This is a genomic window from Bacteroidota bacterium, from assembly GCA_018831055.1.
GTDB lineage: Bacteria > Bacteroidota > Bacteroidia > Bacteroidales > B18-G4 > M55B132.
In genome coordinates this window covers 17,475-32,750 of the sequence record JAHJRE010000038.1, presented here as the reverse complement: position 1 = coordinate 32,750, position 15,276 = coordinate 17,475, and the positions used below count along the sequence as shown (strand labels likewise).

The window sequence follows — 15,276 nt, the reverse complement described above, 5'->3', positions numbered from 1 at the left end:
TTCCTCAATATAGGTTAACATTCCTGAATCATTGGTAACGCATTGAGCTCTTGTTACCGTTCCATATATTGAAAGTGTGTTTTTCAGGGCATACCCGACCAGCCCGTATTGGGGGAGCATCTGTCTCCTTTGTTTCTTCAGGAAGTCGATACCTGCAATAAAGGCTTCCAATCCATAAAAATCGTCGGCATTAATTACAACAAAAGGGTTTTTGACCTTATCCCCGGCCGAAAGAATTGCATGTCCTGTTCCCCAGGGTTTATTTCTGCCGGCGGGGACGGAATAGCCTTCCGGCAGATCGTTTAAATCCTGATAAACCAATTGAACGTTAATTTTATCCTCAATCTTTTCAACGATCTTTTTTCTGAAGTCATCTTCAAAATCTTTTCTGATGATACAAACCACCTCACCAAAACCACTGCGTATGGCATCATAAACAGAGTATTCCATGATGGTTTCACCTGATGGCCCAACACCTTCAATCTGTTTGAGCCCTCCGAAGCGGCTGCCCATTCCTGCTGCCATGATCAACAAGCTTACCTGCATAATCGGGGTATACTATTTTGATTTTTAATTCTTGGTTGTCAATACTGATCTGATGATGATCAAACTATTTTAAGCCGTCCCCAGACCTTGTTTAAGAGCCACATACTAATCAGAGCTATTGCTGTTGCGAGAATTGCCCATCCATAATTACCATATATCCAGTGTCCGGTTGCAAAAAGCAGGCTGTAGATCATCAGGCAGCCCAGGAGCATTCCCAGTATTCCTTTCGGAACGTCCCATTTAGCGGTTCCATCAGGTTCAAGGACGACTTTATCTTCCTGGGCCATAGCCAGGACTTTTTTCCATCCTGGTCCACCCGGGTGGACTAACTTATAGAATCCATACAGAGTTTTTTTATCTGCAGGAGGGGTGAATAGGGTAACAATGAGCCAGCAAACAGTTGTTATGGCGACTCCTACCACCAACTGCCAGCCTGCGGAAATTAAAGGTAATCCGGTATAAGGATGTATAAGCTGCAAATAAATAGCTACCAGGAAAGAAACGATCATGGCAGTGATCTCGCTGTAGGCATTGATTCTGTACCAGAACCAGCGCAGGATAAAGATCAGTCCTGTGCCTGCCCCTATTTGCAGCAGGATATTAAATGCCTGCAATGCGTTGTTCATTAGCAAAGCAAGTAGTGTTGCCACGACAGCCAATACTACGGTAGTGATCCTTCCGGTGATGACCTGGGCTGTTTCGCTTGCGTCGGGTTTCAGGAAGCGTTTGTAAAAGTCGTTAACGATATAAGAAGAACCCCAGTTAAGGTGCGTTGAGATTGTTGACATGAATGCGGCGATCAAAGAGGCAACGACCAGTCCGAGGAACCCGTTGGGCAGGAAACTAAGCATAGCCGGATAGGCAAAATCGTTTCTTACAAACTGGGGGTCGGCATCAGGGAAGGCAGCTCTGAGGGATTCAATATCGGGGAAGACGATCAGAGAAGCAAGGGCCACAATGATCCATGGCCAGGGTCTCAATGCGTAATGAGCGATGTTAAAGAGAAGGGTTGCTTTAACAGCCCCTTTCTCGGAACGGGCGGCCAGCATTCGTTGAGCGATATATCCACCACCGCCGGGTTCAGCTCCCGGATACCATACGCTCCACCATTGAACCGCAATAGGAAGAATCAGAATGGTAATGAAGATTTCCATATTGGAGGTATCGGGGATAAGGTTGAGATGGGGCTTGACCTGGACATTTGAGATGAGTCCGTGAAGGCCTCCCACCTCCGGCATGTTGATGAGGAAAATAGCTGCCCCGATGGATCCGATCATAGCGATTACAAACTGCAGGAAGTCGGTTAGCAATATGCCTCGTAACCCTCCTAATGTGGAATAGATTACCGTGACAGTGAGAGAGACCAGCAGGGTTGTTGCCGGGGACCATCCCAGCATCACTTCACCGATCTTTATCATGGCCAGGGAAACCGTAGCCATTACCATCACATTAAAGAAGAATCCAAGGTAAATTGCCCTGAATCCTCTTACAAAAGCAGCCATCCGCCCACTGTAACGTATTTCGTAAAACTCAAGGTCGGTAAATATCCCTGACCTCCGCCAGAGCTTTGCATAAATAAATACTGTCAGCATGCCGGTCAGAAGAAAGGCCCACCATGCCCAGTTGCCGGCTACACCATGCTGGCGAACGATGTCGGTGACCAGGTTGGGTGTATCACAGGAAAATGTTGTAGCTACCATGGATACCCCCAACAACCACCACGGCATGTTCCGGCCGCTGAGAAAATATTCCGAATAATTTTTACCGGCTTTCCTGGAAACAAGTATGCCAATAAGCATGGAAACGGCAAAAAAGACGATGATAATAACCCAGTCGGATGCATTAAGTATCATAGGTCGGTTTTTAGTTTAGGCAAATGTATCAAAAACTGCCAATCTACGGTATCACCGGACTCATTATGAAACTGAAAGAGTAATTTCCGGGCATTATCCTGTATTTATCGAGGGGTTTGGCTCCCCAGCTGTCATTGCCGCCTACTCCCATCTGCCTCATATCTATCTGGAGGAATATTTCCGGATGAGGTCTCAGGTTGCTGGTATGCTTATTTCCGGAATCGTCGTAATCCAGGTCCTGGATGGAATAATGCAGGGCGGATCCTGAGAAGAAGGGCATACCGGATATTTTGAGGCCATAACCTTCATCGTCCGTTAGGGTTAACCAACGCAAGCCGGTTCTGTTGCCATTTTCCTGGGGCCTGACATAGGGGAAATACAATTCTTTCACCGTGCTTTCATACAATCCGTAAAAAGCTGATGTATTTCTGTCGGAATAGTTTTCGTGAGGGCCACGACCGTAATAGGAAACCTGTTCATAAGCTCCGGGTAAGATCATCTTCGTCCCAAAACGGGGGAGCTCCGGTAAGCTTTCCTCAGTGGTTTCAATCGATTGGGTGACCAAAACCCTGCCATCTCCTGAAATACTATAAACAATATAAAGTTGAGAGTTCACGGAGGGCAGGAAGAATTCCGTTTTAACCACAATCTCACTGTTGTTTTCCTGGATGATGTCGAAACTGCGCAATTCCCTTTCATAGCTGGCTTGTTTCCACGGCTTACAACGTTTTGGCATACGGTTGCCATAGTCATTGTCAACCGGTGGTCTCCAGAAATTCGGCAGCGGGCCTGATTCCAACAGGTTATGACCATTACACAGAAATCCTGTCATCATGCCATCAATCCGGTTAAATAAGATTTCCCCCTTTTCGGTTGTGATGGTAATAATTGATTTTTTTTCGGTGAATGAGACCTTTCCTGATGGAGGGATTACCTGGGGACGGCGGACGGAGGGCAGGGGTATCTGTTCTTCAGCAAGAATGTGACCGGAGGGTATCAGTGGTAGCTCATGGGTAGATACTGCCTGAAGATTAAGAAAATATTCGTGGTCGTTTTTCAGGAATCCTGGAGGAATAGGTAAGTCAATGACAGCTTCCTGGCCCGGGTTGATAATTGGCGGTTTCATGGTTCCGTTTTTCACAACTTTGCCGTCTTCAATTATTTTCCAGGAAATATCAACAAAATCCAATGGCAGGAAATCGTACTTGTTGTGTACGATAATTTCAGCAGGCAGATTTTCTCCGGGTCGGAATGAAATATACTGATAAACCTTTTTTACCTCAAGCAATCCAGGATGTATGGTCCTGTCGGGACCGACCAGACCGTTGATGCAGAAGTTGCTGTCGCTGGGCGTTCCCTCAGGGCCAAAGTCTCCACCATAGGCGAAATAGGGTGGAAGGCCGGCTTCAAGTACTAGTATTCCCTGGTCGACCCAATCCCAGACAGATGCGCCCTGGAGCTGGTCGTAATGTTCAATCACATCCCAATATTCCTGGAGATTACCGGTACTGTTGCCCATGGCATGGGCATATTCGCACATGATCAACGGACGTTCCTGTTTCTTGGAGGCATATTTTTCGATATATTCAATACCGGGGTACATGGGGCAGTAAATATCCGTGTTGTGCCTTAACTCCGCCCTTTCATAATGCACGGGCCGGGATGTGTCACGTGCTTTTATCCAACGGTAGCAAGTGTCGAAATTTACTCCATCACCGGCTTCATTGCCCATAGACCAGATAATGACCGATGGATGGTTTTTATCTCTCTCCACCATCCTCTCAATCCTGTCGAGATGCATATTCATGAAACGCGGGTTATTGCCCAGGGTACGATCGGGATGATAACCCATCCCATGCGATTCGATGTTGGCTTCATCAATAACATACAAGCCATAAGCGTCGCAAAGTGCATACCAATAGGGATCGTTGGGATAATGGCTGGTACGCACAGTGTTGATATTGTGTTGTTTCATGAGTTTAACATCCTGAAGCATGGATTCCCTTGAAATCACATGACCGGTGACCGGATCGTGCTCGTGGCGGTTCGCTCCCTTGATCAGAATGGCTTTGCCGTTAACGAGTAATTGTCCGTCTTTTATCTCCACATTCCTGAATCCTGTTTGCATAGAGGTTTCCTGTATCAGGTTGCCTTTTTTGTCGAAGAGTTTTATTTCCAGGAAGTAAAGATTTGGTGTTTCGGCCGTCCAGGAATGAACCCCTGATATCTTTCCTTCAAGATTGATCTCAGTTTCCTGGTTTCCGGCAAGAGTGAATTCTTTTTCAAGGGTTAACAGGGGTGTTTCACCATTTTTATCATAGAGGTTGCATACAATTTTGCTGTCTCTGGTTTTGGATCCTGTATTGTTCAGGATATTCATTTCCACGTTGAGATGGCCGTCTTTAAAATCATTTATAAGGTTTGCATGCACGAACACATCGGATATTCGGAGTTTTGGGAGGGCCAGGAGCATCACATCCCGTTCTATCCCGCTGATCCTCCAAAAATCCTGACATTCCAGCCAGGATCCTGCTGACCAGCGGTAGACTTCCAATGCAAGAAGGTTTTCTCCGGGCAAAATATAGGGTGTGATATCGAATTCAGCAGGTGTTTTACTCCCCTGACTGTAGCCGATATACCTGCCATTGATATAAAGGTAAAATGCCGACTTAACTGCACCAAAGAAAAGATGAACATCCATGTCTTTCCATGATTCCGGTATATGAAAGCCGGTCCGGTACATCCCCACCGGGTTATAATCCTGCGGTAATTCAGGAGGATTTGGATTTTTGGTAAACTCATAGGCGATATTGACATAAATGGGGATGCCATATCCCGATAATTCCCAGTTTGCTGGTACCCGGATCATATCCCAGTCGTCATCATTGTATTCCACTGATTCAAAACCATTGATAATATCAGCCGGTTTCTCAACCCAGCGGAATTTCCATTCGCCATTAAGGTTTAAAACGTGGTCAGGCATCCCGTATCCTTCGTTGTTTACATCCGAAACCGGGATCTGGATAAAGTGGGGATTGACCTTGTTTACACCGGTTATTTCAGGGGTTTTCCATTCTGAATGATTATCCTGTCCTGTGATGAAAAACGGCAAGGTCAGGCAAAATAGACCGAGGGTAAGTCTGAAATTTGTCATAGGTATTGGGTTTACTTGGGAAATGTAATAGGTATATTTAATAGCCTTCGTGTTCGGTTCTTCTGATGATCTCGTCCTGTAATTCTTCTGTGAGGTCATTGAAGTAATCGCTGTAGCCTGCGACCCGCACGACGAGGTCGCGGTAAAGTTCGGGATGTTTTTTCGCATCCTTCAGGGTTTTGGCAGAAACCACATTAAACTGAATATGATGTCCGTTCATTCTGAAATAACTGCGTATCAGATGAACCAGGCTTTGTTCCCCCTTTTCATCCGAAAGGAGCTGGGGGGTGAATTTCTGGTTAAGCAAGGTTCCGCCGGTTTTCAGGTGGTTAAATTTTACGGCAGATTTCAAAACGGCGGTCGGGCCTTTACGGTCGGCGCCCTGGACTGGTGAAATGCCTTCAGAAAGAGGCATTCCTGCCTTCCTTCCGTCGGGGGTGGCCCCGATTTTGCTGCCAAAATACACATGGCTGGTAGTTGGAAGCATGTTGATACGGTATGTTCCTCCTCTGGGGGTAGGAATGCCATTGATGGCGTCGTGGAAGGAATCAAAGACCATAGTGGCATGACGGTCAGCGTAATCATCGTCGTTTCCGTATTTGGGAGCGTGAAACATAAGGTCTTTCTGTAAATCAGGATGATCTGAAAAATTCCGGTCTGTTGCCATGATCATTTCTTTCAAAGATAAAGCTTTCCGGTCATAAACATGATAACGGATCGCGGTGAACGAATCCGTTATAGTGCCCAACCCGACACCCTGGATATATGAAGTGTTGTACCGGGCACCCCCGGCATTATAATCTTTCGCATTTTGGATACAATCGTCGATGAGCAGGGAAAGGAAGGGGGCAGGGATATACGTTGCAAATAGTTGTTCAATGACATTGTTACCCCGGATCTTGATATCTGCGAAATGCTTTAGTTGCAAATTGAAAGCGTCGAATAGTTCTTCAAATGTTTTGAATGTCGATGGATCACCTGTTTCCGGTCCGGGTCTTTTCCCTGTGAGTGGATCTATGCCATTATGAAGGGTGATTTCCAGGATTTTAGTCAGGTTAAAGTATCCTGTCAGGATGTAGCATTCTGTTCCGAAGGCTCCGGTCTCAACACAGCCGCTTACCCCGCCGTTTCTGGCATCGGTGAGGCTTTTCCCTTGAAGGGTCAGTTCCTGGATTATGGCATCGGTATTGAATACCGAAGGTTGTCCAAAGCCTGTTTTAATGATCCCAATGGCTTTGCGGATGAAACTGTCGGGGTTTTCCCGGCTGACCTGTATCATGGAGCTTGGCTGGAGGATGCGCATCTCGCGGATCACGTCCAGGATGAGGTAACTCAGCTCGTTTACCGCATTGGATCCGTCTTCTTTCAATCCACCCAGGTTGATCAGTGCAAAGTCGGTATAGGTATTGCTTTCCTTTGCTGTTACTCCAATTTTGGGAGGGGCAGGGTGGTTGTTGAATTTTATCCAGAAAGCCTGAAGCAGCTCTTTTGCTTTTTCTTCGGTGAGGGTTTCCTGTTTAATATCTTCCAGGAAAAAAGGATAAAGATGCTGGTCGAGGCGGCCGGGATTAAACGAGTCCCAGGGGTTGAGCTCGGTGATCACTCCAAGGTGAACGAACCAATAATATTGAAGAGCTTCATGGAAAGTACGGGGAGCGTGGGCGGGGACGTGCCGGCATATTGATGCCATTTCCTGCAACTCTTTTCTTCGGATGGGATCACTATCTTGTTCCGATAACAGATCGAGAGCCTCAGCATGACGAATTGCGTATGCAATCAATGCTTCAGCAGCTATTTTCATGGCTTTCAGCTCTTCATTTTTTCCCTGTGCTTCCGGGTCATTATGAAAGTCGAGACCTGCTATAGTTTCATCGATCTCGCGTTGCAGGTCGAGCATCCCTTTACGATAAATTTTCCCACCCAACACGGTATGTCCGGGTGCCCGTTGTTCCTGGAATTCGGTAAAGACGCCTGCCTCATAGGCATTTATCCATTCCTTATCCATTTTTTCGAAAATCCTGTCGCGTTGGGTTTTGCCATGCCAAAATGGGATGATGGTGTCGCGGTAAACATCACGCATTTTGTCATCTGATGCAAAACTGACCTTTGGGCGTTCATGCAGTATTTTTAAGTCTTCCAGAGAGTGTAAACAGATTTCGGGATAGGTTGGGGTAGCTTTGGGAGCCGGCCCTCGTTCACCCACGATCAACTCACCTTCGTGAATATAGATCTTTTTGTTTCCCAGGATATAGGAAAAAGCCATGGCACGTTGTACAGGAATCGAATATTGCTGTGTTCCCGGCATTTTCATGAAGGTGGTCAGAAGTTCCGCTCTTTCCGAAGAAAGACTGTTCACTGCGTTCAGGCTATATTTTCTGAGTCTGGATATTCTTTCGTTCATTTTGTTTATCCTCCGGTTTGCACATTTATTCCGGTTTCTGAAAAGAAAACTTTCAGCGATTCGATCTCGTTTTTTTCCGGAGCTTTAAGGTCCGGTAAGGCATAGGTCAACCCCAAGCGTTTGTATTTGGCCGATGCCATGTGGTGATAAGGTAGGATGTCAAGCCTTGTAAAATCCTTTCCCAGAAATTCACGGATCTTTAAAATATTATCTTCTGTATTGGTGATGCCCGGGATAACCGGGAAACGGATAATTACCCGGTGACCTGAATCTCGCAAAGCATTCAGGTTATCCAGGATGTTTTGGTTGGAAACGCCTGTATAGCGGACATGCGTCATAAAATCCATTATTTTCAGGTCGAACAGGAAAAGATCGGTATGTTCCAGGAAACGTTGAAAAACTTCAGGGTGTGCATAGCCACAAGTATCTACGGCTGTGTGGAAACCTTCGCTGTGAGCCATTTCCAGCAACTCAAGAGAAAAATCCGGTTGCATCATGGGTTCGCCTCCGGATAGTGTAACTCCTCCATCGGATTCATTGTAAAAGACCTCATCTTTCCTGATTTCAAGCATGACTTCATCGGGGGTCATCCATTGTCCCGTGCTTATCTTTTCACGGTAAACACGGTCTTCTATCGTTAATAATTTTTCATGCTCTTCGGGGATCATCTTCTGGCTTTCGGGATTGTGGCACCAAAGGCATTTCATAGGGCATCCTTTCAGGAAAACCGTTGTGCGCAATCCCGGACCATCGTGTATAGCAAAGTGCTTGATATCGAAAACCAACCCTTTCATTCGGGGATTAAATAATTAATTGAAATCATTATATAACTGCAAAAGAGGGAAAGGGTTCAAAACAGCCAGCATTCATAAAGGCCTTTGCCGAATTTCTTGTACATCTTCAGGTGCAGATTCCTGGGTAACATGCTTTATTATTTGTGGTAAAGGTATTTATAATTTTACCATTAAGCAATGAAACAAAAAAAAATTAGATATTGGCTGAAAGTCACCATGCATAGGATGATAATCCACTTCTGAAAGATGGATTATTTTTAATCTTCTTAATCATCCTATTTTTGCATCAGGCTGAGGATTATTTTGTAACTTTATTTTAATAAACCGGTTAACAGATCATGCTTATCGACAAGGCAAAAATAATTGCGATTTTTTTTCTTTTGCTGGCGTTGCCGGTTTTGTCGCAGAATTGTGTCGATAGCCTAAAATTGTTGCTGGAGCAGCCGATGGAGGATACCGTCAGGTTCAGGACGCTTATGGAACTGAGCAAGGCAGTATTCGAGAAAGACAGGGAAGCGGGTTTACGTTATTCAGATGATGCGTTAAGATTTGCGGATGAAAAAGGGTTAAAACCGGATATAAAGTATCTGGATTTTGTTATTTATCTGAATGACCTTTCCGGTCGTTACGACAGATCCCTGGAATACCTGGAGAAAAAGATCAAATTGCTGTATCCTCCTAAGAACATCCTGGAAAAAATTCTCTTACTGAAATCGGAAGGTTACCTTTATTTCCGGGAGGGCAGGATGTCGAAATCGCTGGAGTTATTTACTGAGGCCCAGTCGATGGCAGCAAAGGAAGGCATGCAGGATGAGGTTACCCTTTTTTACTATGATATTGCACGAGTCTATGAACGGCTGCAGGATTATGATAAGGAAAAGGAGTATTATGAAAAGTACCTTACCCACATAGACTGGGAAACTAAATTACCATATGTGACGAGGGTTTTACAACGGATAGCCGTAATAGAACTGGAAAGAGAGAATTATGAAGAAGCGAATCATTTGCTGGATCAGGCACTGGAATTAATAAACAAGAGCCATGATTCATCACAAATGGCCATGGTACTGAATCACATGGCCTGGGTGGCCTATCTGCAGGGAGACCTTGAAAAGTCCCTAAAGATATATAATGAGAACATCCGTCTCGCGGAAGCTATCAATGGCCTTTATTTCCTGGGAAATTGTTATGGGAATATCGGGAATATCTATCGCGACTGGAAGGATTATGACAAAGCCATCGGATATTATCAGAAGAGCATCGAGGTTGCGAAAAAGACAAAGGATTATTATAACCTTTCCTGGTTGCACGAGGATATCAGCAAAATGTATGTTGATCAGGATGATTTCAAAAATGCCTATAATTATTTTGTGCTTCATGCCCGTTATTCGGATTCGATGATGACCAACCAGTACAACCAACGTTTGTATGAAGCAAGAAGCAGTTATGAGGCCGATAAGAAAGCCCGGGAATTTGAGTTGCTTGAGATCAAACTCAGGCAGAACCGCTACCTGATGTATGGATTAAGCGGGGGACTGGCTTTATTGTTAGTAATCGGAGGGCTGATCTTTTATCAGAGCCGCATCATATCGAAGCAGCGAATTGCCGAAATGAATCATCGTTTATCTGAGCTGAACCAAAGAAATCTGCGTCAGCAGATGAATCCTCATTTTATTTTTAACACATTGAACTCCATTCAATACTATGTTTTCCAAAACGATAAGATCGCGGCGAATGAATACATGACAAAATTTGCCAAGCTGATCCGGATGACATTGGATAATTCCCGGCACACGTCAATACCCATTCGTGATGAAATTGAATCGCTAAGATTGTACCTGGAACTTGAAACCATACGTTTCAAAGGGAAGTTTCATTGGCAGATCAATGTTGATGAAGAAATAGACACCCTTCTTTACCGTATTCCTACCATGCTGATCCAGCCTTTTGTGGAGAATTCAATTGTTCACGGATTGATGAACAAGGAGGATGGTAGAGGTTTTGTGGGGATTGATCTGAAGCTTTTCGACGAGTACATTCTATGTACCATAGAAGATAATGGTATTGGCAGGGATAAGGCCATGAAAATAAAAAATGAAAAGAAAAAGGAGCATAATTCACTGGGTACGCGCATCACAGAATCGAGGCTTAACCTGGTGAATACCTTATACGGGAAGAACATGAAAATCAACTACACCGACCTTAAGGATTCGGATGGCAGAGCAGCCGGAACACGAGTTGAGATCAGCATTCCTTTAGTCGGTTAATATTCAGAAATATGTTAAAAGTAGTTATTGTGGATGACGAGCAGGATGCGGTGAAATTCATCGAGTCCATTATATCGGAATACTGTCCGAACATTGAAGTTGCAGGTAAGGCTCACTCGGCAAGGGATGGCGTTAAAGTGATCAACGAAACGGAGCCCGACCTGGTTTTCCTGGATGTTGAAATGCCTCATGGAAGTGGTTTTGACCTTCTATCGCATTTTCCGCAAAAGGATTTCGATGTGATCTTTATAACAGCATTTAATCATTATGCCATCAGGGCGATTAAGTACAGTGCCGTTGATTACATCCTTAAACCAATAAATATCAGTGAGTTTATTGAAGCAGTAAAGAAGGTGGAAGCCGGAAGACAGAAAAAGAAAGACAAGAATGCAGGATTTGAGACCCTTTTGGAGAATCTGCGGATGTCTCTGCCGGGTAAGCTGGCGATCCCGACTTCCGATGGGATGGAATATCTGAAAATGAGTGATATTGTCAGGGTTGAAGCTGACAGGAGTTATTCCTGGTTTTTTCTGAACGATGGCAGGAAGTTCCTTGTTTCCAGAAATCTGAAGGAATACCAGGATCTGCTTAGCGACCGTAATTTTTTCCGTACACATAACTCTCACCTGATCAACCTTGAGTATGTGAAGAAATTCATCCGGCAGGAGGGAGGTTACATACAGCTTACCGACGATTCCACGGTTCCTATATCGCGTGCCAGAAAGGATTTATTCCTGGCACATATGGCGAGGCTGGCGAAGTAATTCTAATACCACTTCATCCCTATCATGTCCCCCAATTCTCCCTATCAAGGCTTCGGTAATGTATTGCTTCCGAGAGGTGTGCAGCCCTGATATCGGTATCACCGTCGAGGTCGGCGATGGTGCGCGACACTTTCAGGATGCGGTCGTAGGCACGGGCGGATAGATTGAGTTTGGTGATGGCATGGGTCAGGAGTTTCTTGCAATCATTGTCAATAATACAGATATTTTTCAGCAGGCTTGCTCCCATTTGGGCATTGCAATGTACTGAGGAATATTCCTCGAAGCGTTTATCCTGGATTTTTCTGGCTGCAATGACCCTTTCCCTGATCAGTTCGCTTTTTTCTCCCGGGGCTGCCTCCACCAGGTCGTTAACTTTAACCGGGACCACTTCGATTTGAATATCGATGCGGTCAAGCAGGGGACCTGAGATCCTGCTGAGGTATTTTTGGACGATACCGGGTCCGCAGGTACATTCCTGTTCGGGGTGGTTATAGTAACCGCAGGGGCAGGGATTCATGGCCGTCACGAGCATGATGCTGGCAGGGTATTCGATGGAGAAGCGGGCGCGTGAGATGGTGATGCTTCTTTGTTCTATGGGTTGTCGCATCACTTCAAGCACCGATCTTTTGAATTCGGGGAGCTCATCGAGGAATAACACTCCGTGGTGGGCCAGTGACACTTCTCCGGGCTGGGGGAAGCTGCCGCCGCCAACGAGACCGGCGTCACTAATAGTATGATGTGGGGCCCGGAACGGGCGTTGTGTTATCAGGCTGGTGCCCCGTGGCATTTTCCCGGCGACGGAATGGATTTTGGTGGTTTCCAGTGCTTCTTTGAGGTTCAGCGGAGGCAGGATGGTTGGTAAACGCCGGGCAAGCATGGTCTTACCCGAACCAGGGGGGCCGATCATGATAACATTATGCCCTCCCGCCGCGGCGATCTCCAGGGCACGCTTGATATTTTGCTGACCACGCACATCCGAGAAATCCACGTCATAGGTGTTCAGTTTTGTGGAAAATGTTTCCCGGCTGTCGACAACCACAGGTTTGATTTGTCCCTCCCCGTTAAAGAAGTCGATGACCTCTTTCACGCTCCTGATACCATAAACTTCAATATCATTCACTATGGCTGCCTCCCTGGCATTGACGAAGGGCAGGAGTATACCTTTGAACCCTTTACGTTTGGCTTCGATAGCAATGGGCAAGGCGCCTTTCACCGGCTGAAGCCCGCCATCGAGCGACAACTCACCCATGATAATATACTCCCCGACTTTCTCATGCTTGATCTGCTGTGAAGCGGCCAGTATGCCGATGGCAATGGTCAGATCGTAGGCCGATCCTTCCTTGCGGATATCTGCCGGAGCAAGATTGATCACGATTTTTTTCCCGGGAATGTGAAACCCGTTATGCCTCAGGGCGGCTTCAATGCGCTGATGGCTTTCTTTCACGGCGCTGTCGGGCAAACCGACCATGAAAAAGGCCACACCCTGATCTATGCTCACCTCCACCGTGATGGTGAGTGCATCAATGCCGACAATGGCACTGCCAAAAGTTTTTACTAACATCGCAGGATGAATTAGGTGTTTATTGGTTAGTTCCCAAAAAACACATTTATGCCCTGCCCGGGATGAAAAAAATTTAGGGTTTATATCCTGATTTCGACAGGATGTCGCCGGCATCGCGGTTTTGCATGAGTTCGACAGGACTGACTTTGTTTTTTTTCATATAGCTCCTGACGATCTGCCAGCCTGTCCAGATACCGGTACGCGCCGGTGATTCCCTGTCGAAATAGGAAGTGAACGGACCATCCTGGATCAGTTTGGATGTTTTCTGCAGATCACCGGAGAAAAGCAATTCGTTTTCCAGCAGAAATGCCCAAAGGTTGGATTCATTATCTTCACACCACTCAAGCTGATCGGGTGTGTAACCTATTTTTATGCGATCGGGCGTTTCGGGGAGGATGATATCAAGCAGATAGAGAGCTTTGCCTTCTGCGATGATCTGGTCGATCAGCCGGTTGCCGGGGTGATCATCGAGAAAAGTTGTATATGCCCATTGCCTGACCACATCCGGAACGATATAATCGCTTGTCATGCGTTCGGAACGGTAAAGAGGGATCCCTGCTCTTTTGTATTCCTCAAAATCTTTACCCAGGTAACAATCCAGACCTATTACCACCAGGCTGTCGAGATACATTACCGGCTGCATCACATCTATACCCGAAATGTATGTGTAAAACTCCGGTACCCGGGTTTCGGGGAAATAATATATAATATAGCGGTAAGCTGTTGTAAGGTCTTTTTCCAGGAAAGCAAGATCAGGGTATGTGTTCATGGTGCTTTCATGCAGGTCTTTCAGGAAAGGGTCGATGATGTACTCCCTGATTCTGATAATGTTCAGGGTATCCCGGTAATCATCTCCCAGGAAAAAGGAATACTCTCCCGAGAGAGAGTCCAATCCTGCGCCAATGTTGTTGGGGGAAATGGCAAAAAGATCCTTACCGTAGCGATGGATCTCGATTTCATCCAGATCGATACCGGATAAATCAGCTTTATCAGGGCCACTAAGGCAGGATAATAAACTCAGCAACAACAAAAAAATGCTCCGCTGAAAAAAATGGCAACTTTTAAAAAAACGAAAAAAGAGTAATACCATGAAGCAAAGTATGTCTATCGTGAGTGAATAGCCAATAGTATCAAGTTGCAGGTTACAGGTTACAACCTGTAACCTGTAACCTGTAACATTCTATTTATCTCTGCCAACGCTCAGCCAACATTATAGTATTTTCCAGCCCAGTGTAACGTTGAAGAGGTTGGCTTTAAGTTCGGGGTTGATATCCGTATTGTTGATCTTTCCATCATAGATATCATTGAGACCCAGGTTATACCTTACGTCGAGAGTAAACATAAGAACGTCTACTCCGGCACCGAATCCCCAGTACCAGTTAGCATTTTTGAAATCGTCTTCATTCAGGAAAGTGTCCTTATATTTTTCATCGGTATCGATTTCCTTATTGGCGAGCATGGAAATAACGGGGCCGGTCATGATGCGGATGTTAAAAACCTTGGCGTCGATCAGTTTGGCACCTATCATTACGGGGATGTCGATGGTTTTCATTTTAACTTTATAGTCGACATCTATGACGTTGCCCTGGGCGTCTTTGGTATCGACATTAAATTTACTGTTCTGGGTTTTGAACATAACTTCCGGCTGGACATATATTTTCTTACCAATTCTGACAAATGCACCAATTTCAAAACCTGCCTTGAGGTCTTCTTTAACATCGGAGAGGTCGGTTTTGATCTTGTTGGTGTTGAATCCGATCTTTGGTCCGAGGGTCAGCATGGGTACCTGCGCATATCCTGAAGCAAAGAGGAACATGGCTATGATAACGGGAATAAGTTTTTTCATGACTGTTGTTTTTAGTTTAACCAAATTTGATTTGAAACAAAGATAAAAAGAGATGGGCAAATAACGAAAAATATTTTGGAATCACGAGCC

10 protein-coding genes are annotated in these 15,276 nt (G+C 45.4%); 2 read left to right on the top strand and 8 right to left on the bottom strand.

What is annotated here, in order from left to right; all coding sequences use genetic code 11:
• From KKA81_02630 to KKA81_02610, 5 genes are all read right to left on the bottom strand, one after another.
• The coding region (locus KKA81_02630) for a nucleotidyltransferase (GenBank protein ID MBU2649806.1) at positions 1-546 on the bottom strand (546 nt) is incomplete at its 3' end.
• 59 nt (positions 547-605) lie between these two features.
• On the bottom strand, positions 606-2,399 hold the full coding sequence (locus tag KKA81_02625; GenBank protein ID MBU2649805.1) for a Na+:solute symporter: 1,794 nt from the start codon (positions 2,397-2,399) through the stop codon (positions 606-608).
• Between the two features lie 43 nt (positions 2,400-2,442).
• A complete protein-coding gene (locus tag KKA81_02620) occupies positions 2,443-5,553 on the bottom strand; it encodes a DUF4981 domain-containing protein (protein ID MBU2649804.1) in 3,111 nt (1,036 codons plus the stop codon).
• 37 nt (positions 5,554-5,590) lie between these two features.
• Entirely contained in the window at positions 5,591-7,954 is a 2,364-nt protein-coding gene (locus tag KKA81_02615; protein MBU2649803.1) for a glycyl radical protein, read from the bottom strand.
• A gap of 5 nt (positions 7,955-7,959) precedes the next feature.
• Positions 7,960-8,748: a glycyl-radical enzyme activating protein gene (locus KKA81_02610; protein ID MBU2649802.1), complete on the bottom strand. Its 789-nt coding sequence runs from the start codon at positions 8,746-8,748 to the stop codon at positions 7,960-7,962.
• A gap of 338 nt (positions 8,749-9,086) precedes the next feature.
• Here KKA81_02610 and KKA81_02605 point away from each other — a divergent pair, with 338 nt between their 5' ends.
• Together KKA81_02605 and KKA81_02600 are read left to right on the top strand one after the other, a co-directional pair.
• On the top strand, positions 9,087-11,015 hold the full coding sequence (locus tag KKA81_02605) for a tetratricopeptide repeat protein (protein ID MBU2649801.1): 1,929 nt from the start codon (positions 9,087-9,089) through the stop codon (positions 11,013-11,015).
• Between the two features lie 11 nt (positions 11,016-11,026).
• Positions 11,027-11,779, top strand: a complete 753-nt coding sequence (locus KKA81_02600; protein MBU2649800.1) for a LytTR family DNA-binding domain-containing protein — start codon at positions 11,027-11,029, stop codon at positions 11,777-11,779.
• 22 nt (positions 11,780-11,801) lie between these two features.
• Here the strand turns inward: KKA81_02600 and KKA81_02595 are convergent, their stop codons facing one another.
• The 3 genes from KKA81_02595 to KKA81_02585 form a co-directional block, all read right to left on the bottom strand.
• Complete coding sequence (locus KKA81_02595; protein ID MBU2649799.1) at positions 11,802-13,340, bottom strand: YifB family Mg chelatase-like AAA ATPase; 1,539 nt, start codon at positions 13,338-13,340, stop codon at positions 11,802-11,804.
• Positions 13,341-13,413: 73 nt separating this feature from the next.
• Entirely contained in the window at positions 13,414-14,364 is a 951-nt protein-coding gene (locus KKA81_02590) for a hypothetical protein (protein ID MBU2649798.1), read from the bottom strand.
• Positions 14,365-14,550: 186 nt separating this feature from the next.
• Positions 14,551-15,186, bottom strand: coding sequence for a PorT family protein (locus tag KKA81_02585; GenBank protein ID MBU2649797.1), 636 nt, complete (start codon positions 15,184-15,186; stop codon positions 14,551-14,553).
• Positions 15,187-15,276 lie beyond the last annotated feature (90 nt).